This is a genomic window from Aliisedimentitalea sp. MJ-SS2, from assembly GCF_032586155.1.
Lineage (GTDB): Bacteria > Pseudomonadota > Alphaproteobacteria > Rhodobacterales > Rhodobacteraceae > JAWHTC01.
The window spans coordinates 498,910-519,321 of record NZ_JAWHTC010000002.1; the positions used below are offsets into that span (position 1 = coordinate 498,910).

Consider the following 20,412-nt stretch of genomic DNA (forward strand, 5'->3'; position numbering starts at 1 on the left):
CAGAAAAGGACAAAGACCCATGAGCGATGCAATTGAAACAGCCGTGGCCGCCCTCAACGAAAAAATGTCGGGCGGTTTTGACGCCGGCATCGCAAAGTTCGTGATCGAAGGCGAAGGCTCGATCATGGTAGACGGCAACGGCGCCCGCGCCGGTGATGAAGAGGCCGATGTAACCATGACCGCCGAGGCCGACACGTTCCAATCGATGATGGAAGGCGACCTGAACCCAACCGCCGCCTTCATGTCAGGCAAACTGAGCGTTGACGGCGATATGGGCTTGGCCATGCAGCTGGGCGCCGTGCTGGGATAAGCGATGGAAACCGCACCGTTTTTTGCTGCTATTGCCGATGGTCCCGAAGATGGGGCCGCTTGGTGGTTGACGGCGGAAGACGGCGTTCAAATTCGTGTCGGCCTGTGGAACCGTGACGCGACCAAGGGTACAGTCCTGCTGTTTCCAGGCCGCACCGAGTATGTCGAAAAATACGGTCGCACCGCGCACGCTCTGGCCGCGCGTGGGTTCGCAACGCTTAGTATCGATTGGCGTGGGCAAGGCATTGCCGACCGGTTGGTTGAGGACCCGGCCACCGGGCATGTACACTGGTTTTCCGATTATCAAAAAGACGTGAAGGCGGTGCTGGACGCCGCCCGAGACCTCGAGCTGCCCGAACCATTCTATCTTCTGGCCCATTCCATGGGCGGTTGTATCGGGTTGCGCGCCCTGAACGAAGGGCTGCCGGTCCGCGCTGCCGCCTTCTCAGCACCGATGTGGGGAATCAGCCTGGCCCCCGCAACCCGACCTGCAGCCTGGGCCATCGCATGGGGCGGCAAGCTCATGGGACTGGGCCACGCCTATGCCCCCGGCACCGGCGCACAGAACTACGTGGTCACAGCCCCCTTCGAAGACAACATGCTGACCACCGATCCGGAAATGTGGGAGTACATGAAGCGCCAGGTCGAGACCCACCCCGAACTTCTGCTCGGAGGCCCTTCATTGCGCTGGCTGCACGAGGCGCTCAGTGAATGCCGTGAACTGGACCGGATGGCGTCGCCACCGCATCCCACGATCACCTTTCTCGGCACCAACGAACGCATCGTCGACGCCACGCGCATCCATTCGCGCATGACCCGCTGGCCAAATGGTCAGTTAGAGATGATCGACCCCGGCGAACACGAAGTCCTGATGGACACGCAGGCCACGCAGGACCGCATTTTCGACACAATGGTTGCGTTCTTCGACAACCCGCCTGCGGAACACGCACCCGCCAATCAAGCCAAGGTCCGAGCTTCCTCTTGAGACCCGCGCTCACGCGGCTTATCTGTGCCCGAACACCTGTTTTCGAAAGGCACGCCCCATGTTCACCCTTCCCTTCCCGCTTCGCGATGCAAACGCCGGTTCCGGGGAGGCAGGCGATTTCGGCGACCTGCCGGAATGGAACCTGACCGACCTGTATGCTTCGGACGACGCGCCCGAACTAACCCGCGACCTCGAATGGTTTGAAGGCGAGGCCACCGCTTTTGCCGCCGACTACCAGGGCAAGCTGGCCGATCTCTCTGCCGATGATCTGCTGACCACCATCCAGCGCTCCGAGAAAATGGACAACATCGCCGGCCGCATCATGTCTTACGCCGGCCTGCGTTACTACCAACTGACCACCGATGCTGACCGGGCCAAGTTCATGTCCGATTGTCAGGAGCGCATCATCAACGCTTCCTCTGCGCTGGTTTTCTACTCGCTCGAATTCAACCAGATCCCGGATGAGGTCTACAAGGCCGCACTCGCTGCCAACGCCGACCTGGCCCGCTACAAACCAGTGCTCGACCGCCGCCGTGCCATGCGTCCCTATCAGCTCTCGGACGAGCTCGAAACTTTCCTGCACGACCTCGGTGCCGTTGGTGACGCCTGGGAGAAACTCTTTGATGAAACCATCGCCGGACTTGAATTCGAAGTCGAGGGCGAGACCTTCAACCTCGAGGGCACCACCAACTTCATGACCGACCCCGACCGCGGCAAACGCAAGGCGGCCGCATATGAGCTGGCCCGCGTGTTCGGCGACAACATCAAGACCTTCGCCCGTGTTCACAACACGCTGGCCAAGGAAAAGGAAATCATCGACCGTTGGCGTAAAATGCCCAGCGCGCAGACTTCGCGCCACCTCAGCAACGATGTCGAACCCGAGGTCGTCGAGGCCCTGCGCGACGCCGTGGTCGCCGCCTACCCGAAACTCAGCCACCGTTACTATGACCTCAAACGCAAATGGCTGGGCCTCGACGTAATGCAGGTCTGGGACCGCAATGCGCCCTTACCTATCGAAGACCCCCGCACCGTTTCGTGGGATGACGCGCAGGAAACCGTCATGAACGCCTATGCCGGGTTCGATCCGCGCATGGCCGACATTGCCGCGCCCTTCTTCTCGGATGGCTGGATCGACGCCGCCGTGAAACCCGGCAAGGCTCCCGGCGCCTTCGCCCACCCCACCGTCACCAATGTGCACCCCTACGTGATGCTCAACTACCTCGGCAAACCGCGCGATGTGATGACCCTGGCGCACGAGTTGGGCCATGGTGTGCACCAAGTCCTGGCCGCCGATCAGGGCGAAATGCTGTCCTCCACACCGCTGACCCTTGCCGAAACCGCGTCGGTCTTCGGCGAAATGCTCACCTTCCGCGCCATGCTGGACAAGGCCGAAACGCCCGAGCAGCGCAAAGTGCTGCTGGCGGGCAAGGTCGAGGACATGATCAACACGGTCGTGCGCCAGATCGCGTTTTATGATTTCGAATGCAAACTCCACGCCGCCCGTCGCGAGGGTGAGTTGACCCCGGACGACATCAACGCCATCTGGATGAGCGTGCAGGCCGAATCCCTCGGCCCGGCGTTTGAGTACATGGACGGTTACGAGACCTTCTGGTCCTACATCCCGCACTTCATCCATTCGCCCTTCTATGTCTACGCCTATGCCTTCGGCGACGGGTTGGTGAACGCGCTTTATGCGGTCTACGAGGAAAACCCAGACGGCTTCCAGGGCAAGTATTTTGACATGCTCAAGGCAGGCGGCTCGAAACACCACTCCGACCTTCTGGCCCCCTTCGGGCTCGACGCCTCAGACCCCAAATTCTGGGACAAGGGCCTCAGCATGATCTCGGGCTTCATCGATGAATTGGAGGCGATGGAGGGGTGACCATGCAAAACTGTTCATCTTGTGGTGAACAGACGATTTCAATTCAAATGCGGCTGAAAATCGTCTCGGGAAACGGCACTGAATGCGTCAGCTGTGGCAAAGTGATGGAGTTTCCTGCGTGGGCAGATTTCCTCATTGGTATGTATCAAGGTGTGATGCCAACCATGATCGCCGGACTGTTCTTGGTCCTGCTCTTGATTGGGAAATACTTCGGTGCACTTTTGGTTGTCCTGGTTCCTACTCTTGTATTTGTAATTCTTGTCTCCTCGTTGCCAATACGGCAAGATCATCCACACGATCAATGACCTTAAAGCTCGGCAGATTGCCAAATTTGACTTCGGTTTTGTGACGAATAGCAAGGTATCAGGTTTCTTTGACGCGTTGGCGGCGACGGATACGTAAGTTAGATGCCAACCCACCCACCGCCTCCGCATTGAAATCACGCCCTACGCGAGGCGCGTACATAAGGGCGTGATGAGCACCTATTCTTCCAGCCTACCGAGCGACCTCGCACAAACGGTTCCCATTCCCCCGTGAGGCTGCGATAAAAGCACTGGAATTCAATATCTCCGGTCGCCATGAATCCTCGCCTGCTGATCGCCCTCTACCTGTTCGTCATTCTGCTGCCGCTGGGCCTGAGCGCCCTGGGCACCCGCCCGCCCCGCGCCCTGTCGGACGAACTCGCCTCGGGTGCGGGCATGCTGGCCTATGCCATCCTGCTGGCCGAGTTCCTGCTGTCGGGAAGGTTTCGCGCGATTTCAGGCCGCATCGGCATCGACATCACCATGCGGTTTCACCAGCTTCTCGCACGCACGGCCATCGTTTTGGCACTGGTCCACCCCCTGGCCTATACCAACCCCTCGATGGGTATCGACCTGTCGGCCATTGGCGCCGGGGCCGCCGCGTGGGGCTTGCTGTTCATGCTGTTCCTCGCGGCCCTGTCACGCGACCGGCCGGGAACGGCGCATGAAACCTGGCGCCTCTTTCACGGGCTGGGTGCAGCCCTGATCGCGGCGCTCCTGCTCTACCACACGCTCTATGCCGGGCGTTACGCGCAGGATCCGGTGCTTGCTGCCGTCTGGATCGGTCTCTTTGCCGTCGCCCTGGCGTCGCTGCTCTTTGTCTACCTCCTCAAACCCCTGCACAAAATGCGCCACCCCTGGACCGCCGAAAGCATCCGCAAAATCGCCACCCGCACCTGGGAGGTCACCCTGACCCCTCAGCGCCATGACGGCATGCGCTACAAGGCGGGTCAATTCGCCTGGATCAGCATCGGCCGCTCGGCCATCTCCCTGAACGAGAACCCGTTTTCGATCGCCTCGGCCCCGGCTTCGGGCAACAAGCTGCAATTCGTGATCAAGGAACTGGGTGATTTCACCCGCACCCTTGGCCGTATTCAACCCGGTACGCGCGCCTATGTTGACGGGCCGCATGGCAACATGATGATCGATAACCACGGCGTGGCGACTGGCATCGCGATGGTCGCCGGTGGCGTCGGTATCGCTCCGATCCTCGGCATTCTGCGCCAGCTTCACCTTGAAAATGACCCGCGTCCGACCACTCTTCTCTATGGCAACCGCCGTGAAGATCAGATCGTCTATCGTGACGAGCTGGACAATCTTGCCCGGGATCACGGCACCAGGGTCGTTCATGCGCTTTATGAACCGCCCGAAGGCTGGGACGGCCATCACGGCATGTGCGATGCCGCCCTGATCCGGCAGGAATTTGACCAGCCCGAGATGCGACACTGGCTCTACGTGCTCTGCGGCCCGCCGGTCATGATGGACATTGCCGAGGAAACCCTGATCGAGATGGGTGTGCCCGCGGGCAACATCATCTCCGAGAGGTTCAAATATGATTAAGCGCCTCGCCAACCTTCCGGCGCCAAAGCGCCAGCGAGTGATCTACCGGGCCATCAATCTGGTTCTGGCCCTGGGACTGCTTGCCTTTATGCTGCGCGCTTGCACATGAGATGCCAGCTTTACTTCAACTGGCTGTCCTTCGACCCGCGCCGGTTGATCCCGCCGCGCGACTTGTAGGCGCTGTCGCGCTCTTGCATGCAGTCGATGCACAGTTTTACCCCCGGGATCGCCTTGCGCCGTGCCTCGGGGATCGGTTCCTCGCATTCTGCGCAATGGGTCAGGCTCTCACCCGCTGGTGCCTTGCGCGTCTGTAACCGGGCGAGCTCGTCGCTGATCGAAGCCTCGATCTGCTCGCTCACCGCGCCATCCTTTGCCCATCCGCCAGCCATGTCATCCTCCTTCGTAGGATGGGGTTTTACCCCACCATTGACCCAGATTGATTACAACTGCACGCCTTGCAGCTTTTCCTTTCCCAACAGGAAGAAATCATGTGCATCGCCACCGCCCTGGCGAATTTGCGCCTCGACCCCGCGCAAAAGCTTGATCAAAGCGCCCGAAGTCGCCGCCACGTTGTGGCTGTCCGTACTGTCACCGGTAAAGTCGGTCACATCCAACACGGTCACGCCCAATCCCGCCACCTCGGATTCGTCCTTGATCCGGCCCAGCCGCTGCTTGCGACCGGTCAGGAACTCGGCCAGACCCAGAACCTTGTCCTTCTGCGAGGTCAGAATCAGGAACGGCCTGGGCAACCGACCGATTGTCACCGCCTGCTGGCGAAACACGTCCGGGTCAATATCCGGTGACATCAGTGCCACGGTACTGATGGCGTCCATCAAATACCGATCCCCCTTGAGCGCCATCTGCCGCAACGCCTCCATGGTCAAGTAGGCACCCATCGAATGGGCCACGATCACGATCTCGCGCTGCCCGCGCGCCCGCAGGTCGCGGATCAGCTGCTCAAACCCGTCGCGGGCAAACAGCACACTGTCACGATCATAAATATACCCGCGCGGGTCCCCCGCCGAAGGCCAGGAAAACAGGATTGCCGGCTCGGTAATCTCGAAATCATGCCGGATCTGCGCCAGCCGGTATGCCGCGTCTTCCATCGTGTTGTTGTAGCCATGGACATAGACCAGGACGCTGCCATTTCCTGCCCCGTTCGCCACCTGTTCACTTCGGATCCGGTCGGTGAACTGTCCCACCCGGTGAAACGGCTCGACCCCCAGCGGGGCGAAATGTTTCTCAGGATTGGCAATTCCCGAGGTGCGCTCGATCCTGCCGGGTTTGTGTCCCGGCGGGATCGAGATGCTGATCCGCCCGTAATGCATGTTCGAACTGCGGTGTTCGCCGAATATCTGCCCAACCTGCCCGGCGGTACGTTGCGTTGCTACGAATAGCCGCTGCACCTCCAGCCCCGCCACCGGATCGGAAAACCCTGTCACCGCGTGACGGGTGCAGCCCGCAACCAGCGTCAGGCTCAGAAAGACGATCAGAACTCTCATATGCAACATGGTGGGCAATTCAGCACAATTTCAGGCTGCAACCTAGCCCTTATTGACGACAGCCCATCACCGGATCGAAACTCTTGGGACCATCATAGGCCCGCAGATCGCGCGATCTGGCCCGGCCATCCGCGAATGTCGTCGCCACGATCCGGCGCCAACTTGCATCGGCGGTGATTATCTCGGGTCCCTGGCCGCAATCGCGAATGCCCCCGACGATGAAGTCCCAGCCGATCTTGTGATTGGTCAGACCTTCGACGTCTCGCACATGGCGCAGCTTGCCCGCCTTAAACCGCCAGATGCGCAACCGCTTGGCCAAATGCGGCCGGTCGACATAGGCGATCTCGACGCGGCCATCCCCGTCCAGATCCGCCGCCCCCACCGGTGCCAGCCAGCGGTTCGCCTGTCCGATATAGGGTGTAGCTGCAATCAGCTTCAGCCCTTGCCGGTTGTCGCGATAGATCGCCAGTTGCGCCCCTTTGTCCATATGGCTGCGAATCGCAATGATTTCCGGATGTCCATTTCGGTCAAGATTGACAATGCGGGGGGCGATATCTTCGAAAACATGCCCCGCACCAGCCTCAATGGAATTGCCACAGTGTGCCGATGTTCTTTCCGTCCACACATGCAAACGCGTTGGTTCAAGCGCATCCCCCAAAACGCCATGCGCATAGGCACCCGTCAGGTTGGAATACCAACTGATAACCGGGATCGGTCTCTTAGTTTCGACAACCGATCCATCCGCGACGTCATCGCGTTGCCAAGGTGCAAACATGCATGCATTGGCCAACTGTGCCTGCCCCAGAAACAGACAGACCGCCAATATGCTTTTGAACAAGAAGACGCGCCATCCATTCGACTGTGTTTGCGGCGCAGCCCGCATGATCAAATCTGCTTTTCGGGCATCTGCACGATCAACCCGTCCAGCTCGTCGGTCACCTTGATCTGGCAGGTCAGGCGCGACCGCTCGGGATCGGGCTCGTAGGCGAAATCCAGCATGTCTGCTTCCATATCGTCCTTGGCCGGTACTTTTCCTACCCAGTCGGGATGGACATAGACATGGCAAGTCGAGCAGGCACAGGCGCCGCCGCAATCGGCTTCGATGCCGGGAATGTTGTTGTCGCGCGCGCCTTCCATGACGGTCAGGCCATTGGCCACGTCCACGGTATGCTCGGTGCCGCTGTGCTCGACATAGGTAATCTTGGCCATCGTGTTCAGGCTCCCCAATACGGATTTCCCGGACGTTCTACCCAAGCCGCCCCGGCCCTGCCAGCCCCATTTGCGACATGGGCCTGCCGCTCTTGCGCAAATCCGCTTATGTTCTATTTTTGTTCTCATGACGATTCCGCGATCCCCCCGCCCCTGCCTGCCCGCCGGGCAGCTTTCGACCCGCCTTAACGGAGCGCGGATCACCGTCGCCGGGCTGGTCATCCTGCGCCAGCGCCCCGGGACCGCCAAAGGGGTGATCTTCCTCACGCTCGAGGACGAAACCGGCATCGTCAACGTCATTGTCTGGCGCAAGCTTTACGAACGCTTCCGCCGCGCGGTGATCTCGGGGCGCTGCCTTCGGGTCACCGGGCGGCTGCAATGCGAAAACGGGGTGATGCACCTGATCGCCGAGGTGATCGAGGATATCTCGCCCCTGCTCGATCGTCTGCTCGACCCGGATCTGCCTGCCATGGCGGCCTCACCCGTCACCCCTCCCGACACGATGCTTTCTTCACCCGATCAAAACCGCTAAAGTAGCGCCCAACCAGAACACAGGCCGGGCAGCCATGTCGATCAGGACCCTTTTACCCATTTGCGGTGCCTTTGCCGCCCTTGCTGCCTGCACCCCGCCGCATCTGGGCGGCCCCATTGCCGCACTGGGTAGCGAACCCGCCCTGGTCCAGACCTATCAGGCCGCACCCCCCGGAGCTCCCGACGGAAGTTGCTGGGGCAAGGACGTGAGCCCCGCCATGCTCGAGACCGTAACCGATCGGGTGCTGATCCAACCGGCCCAGGTGCTGGATGACGGCACGGTGATGTCCGAGCCGGTCTATAGGCTGGAAACCCGCCAGGCCATCGTCCGCGAACGCCGCGAACTCTGGTTCCAGACCCCTTGCGAGGATCAACTGACCCCGGATTTCATTTCGTCGCTACAACGCGCGCTCCAGGCCCGCAGCCTCTATCGCGGCGCAATCACCGGTGAAATGGATGCCCGCACCCGCCGCGCCATCCGCCGCTTCCAGCAACCGCAGGGGCTGGACAGTTCGATCCTGTCACTGTCCGCCGCCCGTCAGTTGGGGTTGGCGGCAGTTGCGCGGGATGAAGGCTAGCCCCGTGCCCCTACCCGCCGCATACAGCCAAACCCGCCACCACACTGCGTAGGTCGTTCATGATCCGCCTCTGCCATACGATATCTCGGATTTGGAACCGAACACCCCCAAAGTCTCCACTGTCCCCAGACGCCGCGCTTGAGGCTGCATTGCTGGACCAGGACGGCTCGGCCCGCGACATCAACTTTCAGGCCCCAACATGGGAAGGTGTGGACCGCTTCTTCAGGCGTGTCGAAGGATGTTTCCGCGATATTTGTGTGTCGGACGGCAACGGCACCGATCTGCCAAACCCAAATTGGCAGCGCATGAAACAGGCGGTGACGCAAACCGGCGTGGTGCGTGGGCTGTTCAAAGGATCGCAAACCCTGCCTCGGAACATGCAAGCCTTCGTTTTCAAACAGGGCGACGGATCGCCATTCCTGGAACTGACATTCTTCCCCGAAGATTTCGCGAATACAGATGACTTGGCGCGCAGCTTCCTGACATGGATTGAGGAGGCAAAGACCTGCCTCCAAGCCGAACGGTACTTTTGCCGATACGAAAACGCATCCTGGACCTTTGGCGACACCGGCCGATACTCCGGTGTCTTTCTGGTATCGGACAACGCCGACGAAATTCTCCAAAGGATCACCTGACCCGTCGGGTGGGTTTCCACCACACCTTCCCTAGAAAAAGAAAACGGCCGCCCCATCGGACGGCCGTTCGCAATTCTCATGTAAGCGAAATCACTCCAGCGACAGCGCCACAAAGCGCGGATCACCGGCCCGGCGCACCAACAGCAAAAGCGACTTGCGCCCGGCCTCTTTGGCGTCCGCAATGCGAGCCTCAAGATCGGCGGCAGTCTTGACCTTCTGCTGACCGGCCTCGGTGATTAAATCACCTGCGCGCAGACCCTTTTCATAGGCCTCTGACATCTCGCCCAGGTCACGCACCACCAGGCCTTCGGCCTTGCCATCCAGATCCAGCTGCTCGCGCAGCTCGTCGGTCAGGGGGCTCAGCTTCATGCCAAGCACCTCTTTCTCGACCGGTGCCTTTTCATCCGGTTTGTCGCCCGGCATCGCCGCAGGCACCGCGCCTTCGGCCTCTTCACGACGGCCCAGTGTGACCTTCAGCGTCTGGGTCTTGCCTTCGCGGAAGACCACGACGCGCACCGCCTTACCAACCGAAGTATTGCCAACCTGGCGCACCAGCCCACGGGTGTCTTTTACGTCCTGCCCGTCAAAGCTCATGATCACGTCGCCCGACTTCATCCCGGCATCCTTGGCGGGTCCATCCGGCACGTCCGTCACCAGAGCCCCGGCAACTTCCTCCAGGCCAATCGCCTCGGCCACATCCTCGGTCACGTCCTGGATACGCACACCCAGCCAGCCGCGACGGGTCTCGCCAAACTCTTTCAGCTGATCCACAACCTTGGTGACCACATTGCTGGCCATCGAGAAGCCAATACCAATCGACCCGCCGTTGGGTGACAGGATCGCGGTGTTCACGCCAATGACTTCACCAGCCATATTAAAGAGCGGCCCGCCCGAGTTGCCCCGGTTGATCGCCGCGTCGGTCTGGATGTAATCGTCATAAGCCCCCGACAGGGCCCGACCACGTTGCGACACAATGCCGGCGCTGACCGAGAACCCCTGGCCCAGCGGATTGCCCATCGCCATGACCCAATCGCCCATCCGGGCGGTATCACTGTCACCGAAATTGACAAAGTCCAACGGCGCGTCGGCCTCAACCTTCAACAACGCAATGTCAGTGTTGGGGTCGGTGCCAATCACCTTGGCCTCCAGCTCGGCACCCTCAAAAAACTCGATAATGATCTCGTCGGCTGACTCGATCACGTGGTTGTTGGTGACGATGTACCCGTCCTCGGAAATCACAAAACCGGACCCCAGCGCAGACGAGCGGCGCGGCCGATCACCGTTTTCACGGTTGCGGTCCTGGAACTCTCGGAAGAAATCCTCGAACGGGCTGCCCTCGGGCACCATCGGGCCGGGGCCAGTGCCCTGCGCCACCACGGTCGAGGTGGTGATATTGACCACCGATGTGCTGACCTTGTCGGCCAGATCGGCAAAGCTCTCGGGCTGCGCCTTGGCGCTTACGGCCTGCACCAGCAGGACCATGGCGGCCATAAGGCCAAGCCAGAAGGCCTGCGCCGTGCGGCGCGGATGATTGGCATGGATGGGAAGTGCCACTGCTTCAACTTTCACTTCCGGGTCTCCCTTTGATCAAAGATAGTATCGTAAAACCAACCGTCCTTACCGAACGGAACCTTGGTTACGACCTTAATGTAGGGGCGTTTGGGCGCAACACAAACTACGCCCCCAATTCTCAACCGAATGTGAAGATACGCGAGAATGCGCCGCTTGTCTCGGGGTTTGCTTGGACTGTTGTTGCAAGGGGCATCGCCAAACTCTCACTCAGAGCCTAACTCTTCGGCCTCACACGGGCAGCGGTCTTGTTGGCAAAGGCTTCCAGCCGCGCGCGCGCATCCGGTTGCGTGTTGACGATGCCACCAACAAAAGCCTCGGCATAGGCGGCGTCCATGCCCGACATGTTGTTCATGTGGCTCACCGCCGAGCAGATGGCGAAATTGGTCAACGGCAGGTTTACCGCAACCTTCTCGGCCAGCTCCATCGCCTTGTCGAAACTGCCACCCTCTTCGACGATGTATTGCGCAAGGCCCAGATCGACGGCCTCCTGTCCCTGATAGACGCGACCCGTCAGGATCATGTCGATCATGCGGTACTTGCCGATCATGTCCGACACCCGGATCGTCGCGCCGCCGCCGGTAAAGATACCCCGCTGACCCTCGGGCAAGGCGAAATAGGTGCCCGGATCCATCACCCGCACATGGGCCGCGCTGGCAAGCTCCAGCCCCCCGCCCACGACCGCCCCCTGCAAGGCCGCGATGATCGGCACTCCGCCATATTCCATCTTGTTGAATGCCTCGTGCCAGCGCAGGCAGACATGCATAAAATCATCCGGGCTGCGATCAGCCTTCCAATGCTCGATCAGGTCCAACCCGGCGCAGAAATGCTCCCCCGCACCAGCCAGCACAACCGCCTTGACCCCCGCCAGACGCGCACCGCTGAAAAAACGGATAAGCTCTTCAACCGTCGCCACGTCCAGCGCGTTGCGCTTTTCCGGACGATTCAATGTCACAACATAAAGACCGTTGTCTCGCTCGGAAATCGCGAGTCTTTCATAGGTGTCGGGGTTCACAACATCGTTCATGATCGGATCCTTTTGGGGATTTTTGCTCAGCGACCCGCACGCCATGCAGAATGCGCGCTCGTTCAGCGCAAACTCTGTCAGGATGTTGGAAGAATGAACAGTGCAGCCTCGCCATTTTCTGCGCTGGCAACCGTTGCAACCGGTTTGACTTACGCCCCGACCGTCTTGGCAATCCACACCAGCAGCACCCCGATCACCAACGCCAGCAGACCGACGATGCGCCGCGCCTCGGGCGGAATCTGTTTCAGCGCTTCAAGCATCTCTTCAACAAGCGAAGGGGCCAGCGCATAGACCAGCCCCTCCACGATCAGTACCAGCCCAAGGGCCAGAAGTGCAGTTCCGACGATCATTCGACCTTGTCGGACTTGAGATAGTCGAAGAACTCACTGTCGGGTGACATCACCATGGAGGTGTTGCCGCCCTTCAACGCGCCGCGATAGGCATTCAGCGACCGGTAGAATTCAAAGAATTCCTGATCCGCGCCAAAGGCCTCGGCAAAAATGGCGTTGCGCTTGGCGTCGGCCTCACCACGGATGATCTCGGACTGTTTCCTGGCTTCCGACACGATCTCGACCTGGGTCCGGTCGGCTTGGGCGCGAACGCGCTGGGCCGCTTCCTTACCGCGCGCCACCTCGTCGGCGGCCTCACGTTCCCGTTCGGCTTCCATCCGGGCATAGGTTGCTTCCTTGTTGGCCTCGGGCAGGTCGGTACGTTTCAGACGCACGTCAATGATCTCCAGACCCAGCGTCCGCGTCTCGGAAATGGCGCCATTGCGAATACGCAGCATCAGCGTCGCCCGGTCGCTCGACAGGATATCGTTTGACGACACCCCACCCAGAACTTCCCGGGTTTTCGAGCGCAGTATCGAATCAAGCCGCCGTCCGGCCACCTCAAGGGCGTTTTCACCGGCCGCACCGGTGGCCAGCCGGAACTGGTTCACGTCGGCAATCCGGTAACGGGCAAAGGCGTCAACCTCGAGACGCCGATCATCCGACGGGGTCACCTGAAGCGGCGGCACATCGCGGCTGAGGATGCGGTCGTCGTAACGCGCCACTTCCTGGATCAACGGGATCTTGAACGCCAATCCCGGTTCATCCTTGGTCGAGACCACTTTACCGAATTGCAGCACCAGCACCTTTTCACGCTCGTCCACGATGAACACCGAGGACAGAACCGCCACGACAGCCAGAACAATCACTGGCAGGATATAAGTCGATTTCCGCATCAGTTGTTCCCTCCGGCCTGGGGTTTGCGCAGCTCGTTGAGCGGCAGGTAAGGCACCACGCCCGAACCGCCCGACTTCTCATCGATGATGATCTTGTCGACCTGGCCCAGAACCTCTTCCATGGTTTCCAGGTAGAGGCGCTTGCGGGTCACTTCCGGGGCTTTCTGGTACTCGGCCAGAACCGCCTTGAAGCGGCTGGCTTCGCCTTCGGCCTCGTTCACGACCTGGGCGCGATAGCCCTCGGCCACTTCCAGCACCTGCGCGCTTTCACCACGCGCGGCGGCCAGAATCTGGTTGGCATAGGCGTCGGCCTGTTTTTCCAGCCGGTCGCGTTCCTGCTCGGCCGATTGCACCTTGAGGAAGGCGCCGATCACCTTGTCGGGCGGATCGGCCTTGTCAAAGTTGACCCGGACGATGTTCACACCCGCGCCGTAGCTGTCCAGTGTTGACTGGATCAGTTCCTGCAGACGTTCGGTGATGCTGCCACGATCCCGGTTCAGGATCGGCGCCAGTTCGGACTGCGCAATGATCTCACGCATCGCCGATTCACTCACTGCACGGATCGTGGCGCGGTGATCACGCAGATTGAACAGGAAATCCTTGGGGCTCTTGATGTTCCAAACCACCTGGAAGTCGATATCGACGATGTTCTCGTCCCCGGTCAACATCAGGCCGGTGTCACCATAGGTCTCACCGGTGCCGATATTCTCGGTCTGCTCTCGCGTGACCGGCAGAATTTCATAAGTCATCACCGGCCAAGGGGCAAAGTTCAGACCCGGATTGCCGGTGTCGGAATACTCACCCAGGAACAGCTCGATCGACTGTTCTTCCGGCTTCACTGTGTAAAAGCTGGCATAGGCCCACAAGGCCACCGCCGCCAGAACACCAAGCAGAACCGTGCCGCGTGTCAGGCCCGGGCCATTGCCGCCCTGACCACCGCCACCGCCGCCATTGCGACGCGCGCCGTCTCCGCCACGGCCACCCATGAGCACTTTCAGCTGCTCCTGGCCCTTTTTCATAAGCTCTTCGATTTCGGGGATCTGCGGCCCGTCATCGCCCGGACGGCGTCCACCGCCCCGGTTGTCGCGGTCGTCGTCACCGCCGCCGCCATTATTTCCGCCGCCGCCCCAAGGGCCGCCCGAATTTCCAGCCATCCAAAGCCATCCTCTCTTTTCGTCCGGTGCCACACTACCTGTGCCTTTGGCCCCGAAAAATCAACCTTTCACACGCTTACGCGCACCTATTCCACCACCCGCGTGGGGGTTTTCATCGTCACGATCTCTTCGCTCATCGTCGGGTGTACCGCCACCGTGCGGTCGAAATCCTCCTTGGTGGCGCCCATCTTAATGGCAATGCCCGCCAATTGGATCATCTCGCCCGCGCCCGGTGCCACGATGTGACAGCCCAGAACCTTGCGCGTCGCGGCACAAACAATCAGCTTCATCAGCACCCGCGCCTCGCGGCCCGCAAACAGCGTCTGCATAGGCCGGAACGAGGTCGCGTAAACCTCAATCGGCCCATGATCACGCGCCTCTTCCTCGCTCAGCCCCACCGTGCCCATCTCGGGCTGGGTAAAGATCGCGGTCGGGATCAATTCATGATCAGGCTTCGTCGGATTGCCTTTGAATACGGTTTCGACAAAGGCCATGCCCTCGCGGATCGCCACCGGGGTCAGGTTGACCCTGTCGGTCACATCGCCCACCGCATAGATGCTGGGCACATCGGTCTGGCCATAGTCATCGACCAGAACCTCGCCCTTGCGGCCGAGCTTCACGCCGACCTCTTCAAGGCCCATGTCCTCGGTATTGGGATGGCGGCCGGTGGCAAACATCACCACGTCGAAATCGCGCTTGTCGCCATTGGTGGCCTTCACATGGATGCCGCTCCCGGTTTTCTCCATCTCGATCACGTTGGTGCCAAGATGCAGCTCGACCCCGTTCTGGATCATCTCTTCGCTGACCAGCCCGCGCGCTTCCTCGTCAAAGCCCCGCAGGATCTGCGCCCCGCGATAGTATTGCGTGGTTTCAACGCCCAGCCCGTTCATAATCCCGGCAAATTCGCAGGCGATATAGCCGCCGCCAACGATCAGGATCGACTTGGGCAACTTATCCAAGTGGAAAATGTCGTTCGAGGTAATCGCATGCTCCTCGCCCGGTGTGCCCGGCTTGATCGGACGCCCACCCATCGCCAGCAGGATATGCTTGGCTGTCTTGCGCTCGCCGGTTGCGAGTTCCACCGTATGCGCGTCGACCACCTTGGCGCGCGCATCAAACGTCTCGACCCCGCTACCCGCCAGCAACTTGCGGTAAATCCCTTCCAGCCGGTCCAGCTCGGCCTCAAGTGCACCGCGGAACCGCGGCCACTCGAAATCGCCCGCCTCTATGTTCCAACCATAGGCCTTGGCATCTTCCATCGCCGGCGCGTATTCGCTGGCGAACACCATCAGCTTCTTGGGAACGCAGCCCCGGATCACGCAGGTGCCACCATACCGGCTCTCCTCGGCCAGCGCGACCTTGGCGCCGGTCTCGCCCGCCGCAACGCGCGCCGCGCGCACACCGCCGGACCCGCCGCCTATTACAAAGAGATCATAGTCAAAATTGCTCATGGATCAGCTATCCCGTTTCAATCCTTCAGGCGGTATCCCACAATCGTGGCTGGGGTAAAAGCCGTTTCGAAACGGCTTGCCCAAGCGGCTTCCAAGCCGCTTTTCAACGCATTTTCGAAAATGCGTTCCCAAGGCTTTTCGAAAAGCCTTGCTCACTTACTCCATCAAGTCGGTAAAAAGATTGTCATCCTCGACAAAATCCAGCCGGTCTTCTTCCTGGGTACCTTCGTTGATGTCTCGCACCACAACGCGGCCATCACCGTGGCCGATCACCACCCGGTCGCAAATGTCGATGAACAAACCATTTTCCACCACACCCGGCATCTGGTTCAGCACCATCGCCAATTGCCGTGCATGGCCGATCCGGTTCAGATGCAGATCAACGATGTGATTGCCCTCGTCCGTCACATAGGGCACTGCCCCGTTCATCCTAAGCGAGGTTTGCCGCCCTAAGACGTCCATCGAGATCAGCGTCTCTTCGATTAACGCCTTCGTCGTCTGCCAGCCAAACGGGATCACCTCGACCGGAAGCGGGAACGCCCCCAGCGACTCGACCTCCTTGCTGGCATCGGTGATCACCACCATCTGGTCGCTCGCCGTCGCCACGATCTTTTCCTGCAGCAACGCGCCGCCACCGCCTTTGATCAGGTTGAGCTCGTGATCAAACTCGTCCGCGCCATCAATGGTCAGGTCCAGCCACTTGGCCTCATCCAGCGAGATCACCTCGATTCCCACATCCCGCGCCAATTCCGCCGTGCGGGTCGAGGTCGGCACCCCGTGGATCTTCAACCCGTCCTCGCGCACCATCTCGCCCAGGCAGCGCACCAGCCACGCGGCGGTGCTTCCCGTGCCCAGCCCGACACGCATCCCGTCTTCAACCATCTCGGCGGCGCGTTTCGCGGCCACGAACTTGGCCTTGTCGATCGGTGAAAGTTCCCCGCTCATTGGCAGCACTCCGTCATCAGTCCCCGAAGTTGTTATATGAGAGTTATCCTTCCCCGGCGAGAGGCAATTCCGTCGCGTTTTGGTATCGCACTCTACCCGCGCCGCATCCCGTCGATCACCCGCTGCATCAACCCGACAAGCTGCGCTTGTTCCTCCACGGTCAACCCTGACAGGGCCGCGCGGTTCTGCGCCATTGCCGCCTGGGTCGCCTCTTCGCGCATCTCTTTCGACGCCTGGGTTAGCTCGACAATCCGGGCACGCCCGTCGTTCGGGCTGGCCCGCCGCGTGATCAGCCCGTCGCGTTCCATCCGCGACAGGGTATTGGCCACCGTTGCCTGTTCCAGGTCCAGCCGGTCGACAAGGTCGCGCTGGGTCAACCCATCCTCGTCCCATAATTCCAGAAGGATCATGAATTGCGCCGGCGCGATCCCAAGCGGGCTAATCCGCCGGGTCAACCCAGCCGCAAACAGCCGGGCCATGTGATTGGCCAGGTATCCGGCCGAATTGTTCTTGTTCCAGGTCATGGGGACAGAAAACACTTGCATAGCATGCTATTCAAGAGCTAATTACATAGCACGCTATTTAAATGGAGATTCGCCATGAAACTGACCATCCACATCGCCACCGCCGCGCTTGCCATGCTCCTGATTGCCACGTTCTGGGTGTCCACCTTGGCGACCGAGCTTTTTGCCAGCCACCAAACCGTCGCCAGCGTCAAATGGCTCATCGTCTACGGCATGGGCCTCTTGATCCCAAGCATCGCCACCGCCGGGGCAACCGGCAATTCGCTGGGTCGCGGTTGGCGGCTGCCCGCCGTCGCCCGCAAGAAACGCCGTATGGGCTTCATCGCCGCCAACGGTCTGCTGATCCTGCTGCCCAGCGCGGTCTTTCTTGCCTTTCGCGCAGGGGCCGGGCAGTTCGACACCCTGTTCTATACCGTTCAGGCGCTTGAACTAATTGCCGGGGCCACGAACTTCACCCTGATGGCGCTGAACATGCGCGATGGCCGCGCCATATCACGCCGCAAGCGGACACGCCCGTCCACACCGAAACCCCAAGTGGCCTGAGCCGCGACAACCATCAAACTCAACAGGTGGCGCGCCCTTCCCCGGATGCGCCGCTAAAGTTTTGAAGTGAGAAAACAGCGCAGCCTGCCGATTTCTCCTTGCAGAGTCGGGATCAGTTGTGTTTCCGATAGGAAACTTTCCATCATGAACCGAAACCACGACCATGCCATCGCCCTATCGCCTGCACTATGCCCCCGACAACGCCTCGCTGATCGTGCGACTGGCGCTGGAAGAGCTGGGCCTGTCCTATGAGACGGTGCTGGTCGACCGTGCGGCCGGGGCACAACACGCCGCGGACTACCTCAAGCTCAACCCAAACGGATTGATCCCGACGCTGGAAACCCCCGAAGGTCCGATCTTCGAAACCGGAGCGATCCTGCTATGGCTGGCCGACATTCACGGTGCGCTGGCCCCGGCACCGGACGGACCCGAGCGGGCTGGCTTCCTGAAATGGCTGTTCTTCACCTCGAACACCCTGCACACGGCAATGCGGATGCTGTTCTATGCCGACAAATACATCGGTCCCGACACGGCCCTGCAGCAGGCCCTGCGCCGCCAGACCCAGGCCAACCTGAAAACCCATCTCGCCAAGCTCGACAACCTGGCAGGCCAGGCCCCGCCCTTCTTCAACTCCATCCCGGTCAGCGCGCTTGACCTCTACATCCCCTGCCTGATGCGCTGGATGGCACTTTACCCGAAGGGTGACACCGACTGGTTCGACATCACCCGCACGCCGCATTTGCACGCTCTTGCGGCGCGTATCGAACAGCGTGACAGCGTCAAACGGGCAATCTCGACCGAAGGCCTTGGCCTGACACCGTTCACCGCACCGCAGCACGCCAACCCGCCAGAAGGAAGCGCGACCTAAGATGTTCCTCTCGGTATTTGACATGTTCAAGGTCGGCGTCGGCCCGTCCTCGTCCCACACGATGGGGCCAATGGTGGCTGCCGCACGGTTCCTCGACCTGATGCGCGCTTCGCCTTTCGAATTTGCCGGTCTGCGCGGCTCACTCCATGGTAGCCTCGCCTTCACCGGCGTCGGCCACGCAACCGATCGGGCCACAATCCTTGGCCTCGCGGGTTTTGAACCCGACAGCTATGATCACGACAAGGCCGAAGAGACGCTCGATGCGATCCGCGAAACCGGTCGCGTCACCCCGCCCGGCCTGCCCGAGTTGCGCTTCACCCCCAAGGACGACCTGATTTTCGACTACGGGCCGGCCCTGCCTGGCCACGCCAACGGCATGATCCTTATGGCGACGGACGCTCAGGGTGACGTAATCCTTCAGGAAACCTATTACTCGATCGGCGGTGGCTTTGTCCTGACCGAACAGGAATTGGCCGATGGCAAAGACACCGATGACGGCACCCCCGTGCCCTATCCGTTCAAATCCGCCGCCGAGATGCTGGAAATGGCCGAACACTCGGGCAAATCCATTGCCGAGATGAAGCGCGAAAACGAAATCGCCCATGGCTGTCCGCAATCCTTTGCCTCCGGCACCGCCCGGCTCTGGGAGGTGATGAACGCCTGTATCGAACGCGGGCTTGCCACCGATGGCGAATTACCCGGCGGGCTGCAGGTCAAACGCCGCGCCAAGTCGATTCGCGATCAGCTCGAGGCCGAACGCGGCATGAACCTCAATGCCCCCCACACGATCAACGACTGGATTTCCGCCTATGCCATGGCGGTGAACGAGGAAAACGCTGCCGGCGGGCAGGTCGTCACTGCCCCCACCAACGGCGCGGCTGGCGTCATGCCCGCCGTTCTACGCTATTGGCTTGATCATGTGCCCGGGGCCGTGCCTTCGAAGATCGAGGATTTCCTGTTGACCGCCGCCGCAATTGGCGGGCTGGTCAAGTTCAACGCCTCGATTTCCGGTGCCGAAGCGGGTTGCCAGGCCGAGGTCGGCTCGGCCTCTGCCATGGCGGCGGCCGGGCTTGCGGCCGTCATGGGGGGCACCCCGGAACAGGTGGAAAACGCCGCCGAGATCGCGCTTGAGCACCATCTCGGCATGACCTGCGACCCGGTCAACGGGCTGGTCCAGGTACCTTGCATCGAACGCAACGGGCTGGGCGCAATCAAGGCGGTGTCGGCGGCCTCGCTGGCGCTGCGTGGTGATGGCACACACCTTATTCCGCTCGATGCTTGCATCGAAACCATGCGCCAGACCGGCGCAGACATGCACGAACACTACAAGGAAACGTCGCTGGGCGGTTTGGCGGTCAACGTCCCCAACTGCTAGGACATGGCTTTCAGGAAATGACGCCAATAGCTTACCCTTCCTTCGGCAGGAACGCGAAAGTTTGGGCTGCGAATTCGCGGGCCTACCCCTGCACCAACAGGGATTTTAGGAACAGAGATTTTAGGGAATCGTTGTCCGCGAAAGCGGCCTTACCGGGAGCAACCTGATCGGAGCAGGTTTGTGACAAGTGGATTTGCGGGGTAAGCCGCAAGCGGTTAAAGACGCGGCACCATCACAC

Annotated in this window: 23 protein-coding genes; 11 read left to right on the forward strand and 12 right to left on the reverse strand. The window is 60.7% G+C overall.

Annotation, left to right across the window (positions count from 1 at the left end; translation table 11 throughout):
* Positions 1-19: 19 nt before the first annotated feature.
* The 5 genes from RXV86_RS08930 (at position 20) to RXV86_RS08950 (ending at position 5,038) form a co-directional block, all read left to right on the forward strand.
* Positions 20-310, forward strand: a complete 291-nt coding sequence (locus tag RXV86_RS08930) for an SCP2 sterol-binding domain-containing protein (protein ID WP_316299153.1) — start codon at positions 20-22, stop codon at positions 308-310.
* 3 nt (positions 311-313) lie between these two features.
* Positions 314-1,294 carry an alpha/beta hydrolase gene (locus RXV86_RS08935; RefSeq protein ID WP_316299154.1) on the forward strand — a complete coding sequence of 327 codons (981 nt, stop codon included), beginning with the start codon at positions 314-316 and terminating at the stop codon, positions 1,292-1,294.
* A gap of 58 nt (positions 1,295-1,352) precedes the next feature.
* Complete coding sequence (locus tag RXV86_RS08940; RefSeq protein ID WP_316299155.1) at positions 1,353-3,176, forward strand: M3 family oligoendopeptidase; 1,824 nt, start codon at positions 1,353-1,355, stop codon at positions 3,174-3,176.
* Positions 3,177-3,178: 2 nt separating this feature from the next.
* A complete protein-coding gene (locus RXV86_RS08945; protein ID WP_316299156.1) occupies positions 3,179-3,481 on the forward strand; it encodes a hypothetical protein in 303 nt (100 codons plus the stop codon).
* Positions 3,482-3,754: 273 nt separating this feature from the next.
* Entirely contained in the window at positions 3,755-5,038 is a 1,284-nt protein-coding gene (locus RXV86_RS08950; protein WP_316299157.1) for a ferredoxin reductase family protein, read from the forward strand.
* 119 nt (positions 5,039-5,157) lie between these two features.
* Here the strand turns inward: RXV86_RS08950 and RXV86_RS08955 are convergent, their stop codons facing one another.
* From RXV86_RS08955 to RXV86_RS08970, 4 genes are read right to left on the reverse strand one after another with little or no spacing between them, the layout of a single operon-like run.
* Positions 5,158-5,427 carry a DksA/TraR family C4-type zinc finger protein gene (locus tag RXV86_RS08955; protein ID WP_316299158.1) on the reverse strand — a complete coding sequence of 90 codons (270 nt, stop codon included), beginning with the start codon at positions 5,425-5,427 and terminating at the stop codon, positions 5,158-5,160.
* Between the two features lie 51 nt (positions 5,428-5,478).
* Positions 5,479-6,540: an alpha/beta fold hydrolase gene (locus RXV86_RS08960; RefSeq protein ID WP_316299159.1), complete on the reverse strand. Its 1,062-nt coding sequence runs from the start codon at positions 6,538-6,540 to the stop codon at positions 5,479-5,481.
* 49 nt (positions 6,541-6,589) lie between these two features.
* Complete coding sequence (locus RXV86_RS22060) at positions 6,590-7,423, reverse strand: FG-GAP repeat domain-containing protein (RefSeq protein ID WP_367575557.1); 834 nt, start codon at positions 7,421-7,423, stop codon at positions 6,590-6,592.
* A gap of 2 nt (positions 7,424-7,425) precedes the next feature.
* Positions 7,426-7,749 carry a 2Fe-2S iron-sulfur cluster-binding protein gene (locus RXV86_RS08970; protein WP_316299161.1) on the reverse strand — a complete coding sequence of 108 codons (324 nt, stop codon included), beginning with the start codon at positions 7,747-7,749 and terminating at the stop codon, positions 7,426-7,428.
* A 127-nt stretch (positions 7,750-7,876) separates the two neighbouring features.
* Between RXV86_RS08970 and RXV86_RS08975 the strand changes: the two genes are divergently transcribed.
* The 3 genes from RXV86_RS08975 (at position 7,877) to RXV86_RS08985 (ending at position 9,493) form a co-directional block, all read left to right on the forward strand.
* Positions 7,877-8,281 (forward strand): OB-fold nucleic acid binding domain-containing protein, encoded by a 405-nt coding sequence (locus RXV86_RS08975; RefSeq protein WP_316299162.1) that lies wholly within the window; start codon positions 7,877-7,879, stop codon positions 8,279-8,281.
* A gap of 34 nt (positions 8,282-8,315) precedes the next feature.
* Positions 8,316-8,858 (forward strand): peptidoglycan-binding domain-containing protein, encoded by a 543-nt coding sequence (locus RXV86_RS08980; RefSeq protein ID WP_316299163.1) that lies wholly within the window; start codon positions 8,316-8,318, stop codon positions 8,856-8,858.
* A gap of 149 nt (positions 8,859-9,007) precedes the next feature.
* A complete protein-coding gene (locus RXV86_RS08985; protein ID WP_316299164.1) occupies positions 9,008-9,493 on the forward strand; it encodes a hypothetical protein in 486 nt (161 codons plus the stop codon).
* Between the two features lie 90 nt (positions 9,494-9,583).
* Here RXV86_RS08985 and RXV86_RS08990 read toward each other — a convergent pair whose 3' ends face one another.
* The 8 genes from RXV86_RS08990 to RXV86_RS09025 all read right to left on the reverse strand — a co-directional run bounded on the left by RXV86_RS08990 (position 9,584) and on the right by RXV86_RS09025 (position 17,388).
* Positions 9,584-10,984 (reverse strand): Do family serine endopeptidase, encoded by a 1,401-nt coding sequence (locus tag RXV86_RS08990; RefSeq protein ID WP_367575562.1) that lies wholly within the window; start codon positions 10,982-10,984, stop codon positions 9,584-9,586.
* A 295-nt stretch (positions 10,985-11,279) separates the two neighbouring features.
* On the reverse strand, positions 11,280-12,089 hold the full coding sequence (dmdD, locus tag RXV86_RS08995) for a methylthioacryloyl-CoA hydratase (RefSeq protein WP_316299165.1): 810 nt from the start codon (positions 12,087-12,089) through the stop codon (positions 11,280-11,282).
* 149 nt (positions 12,090-12,238) lie between these two features.
* On the reverse strand, positions 12,239-12,439 hold the full coding sequence (locus tag RXV86_RS09000; protein WP_316299166.1) for a DUF2065 domain-containing protein: 201 nt from the start codon (positions 12,437-12,439) through the stop codon (positions 12,239-12,241).
* Entirely contained in the window at positions 12,436-13,314 is an 879-nt protein-coding gene (locus RXV86_RS09005; protein WP_316299167.1) for a protease modulator HflC, read from the reverse strand. Before RXV86_RS09005 ends, RXV86_RS09000 begins: the two co-directional genes overlap by 4 nt.
* Positions 13,314-14,468, reverse strand: a complete 1,155-nt coding sequence (gene hflK, locus RXV86_RS09010; protein ID WP_316299168.1) for an FtsH protease activity modulator HflK — start codon at positions 14,466-14,468, stop codon at positions 13,314-13,316. The genes RXV86_RS09005 and hflK overlap by 1 nt, the downstream gene beginning before the upstream one ends.
* Positions 14,469-14,554: 86 nt before the next feature.
* Positions 14,555-15,919, reverse strand: a complete 1,365-nt coding sequence (gor, locus tag RXV86_RS09015; protein ID WP_316299169.1) for a glutathione-disulfide reductase — start codon at positions 15,917-15,919, stop codon at positions 14,555-14,557.
* A 156-nt stretch (positions 15,920-16,075) separates the two neighbouring features.
* Positions 16,076-16,864 carry a ribose-5-phosphate isomerase RpiA gene (gene rpiA, locus RXV86_RS09020; protein WP_316299170.1) on the reverse strand — a complete coding sequence of 263 codons (789 nt, stop codon included), beginning with the start codon at positions 16,862-16,864 and terminating at the stop codon, positions 16,076-16,078.
* Positions 16,865-16,956: 92 nt separating this feature from the next.
* The gene (locus RXV86_RS09025; RefSeq protein ID WP_316299171.1) at positions 16,957-17,388 is read right to left on the reverse strand and encodes a MarR family transcriptional regulator; all 432 of its coding nucleotides are present in this window, start codon (positions 17,386-17,388) and stop codon (positions 16,957-16,959) included.
* Positions 17,389-17,463: 75 nt separating this feature from the next.
* On the opposite strand from RXV86_RS09025, the gene RXV86_RS09030 reads away from it, so the two are divergent.
* From RXV86_RS09030 to RXV86_RS09040, 3 genes are all read left to right on the forward strand, one after another.
* Complete coding sequence (locus RXV86_RS09030; protein WP_316299172.1) at positions 17,464-17,931, forward strand: hypothetical protein; 468 nt, start codon at positions 17,464-17,466, stop codon at positions 17,929-17,931.
* 163 nt (positions 17,932-18,094) lie between these two features.
* Positions 18,095-18,799: a glutathione S-transferase family protein gene (locus tag RXV86_RS09035; protein WP_316299173.1), complete on the forward strand. Its 705-nt coding sequence runs from the start codon at positions 18,095-18,097 to the stop codon at positions 18,797-18,799.
* A 1-nt stretch (position 18,800) separates the two neighbouring features.
* Positions 18,801-20,174, forward strand: a complete 1,374-nt coding sequence (locus RXV86_RS09040; protein WP_316299174.1) for an L-serine ammonia-lyase — start codon at positions 18,801-18,803, stop codon at positions 20,172-20,174.
* Positions 20,175-20,412 lie beyond the last annotated feature (238 nt).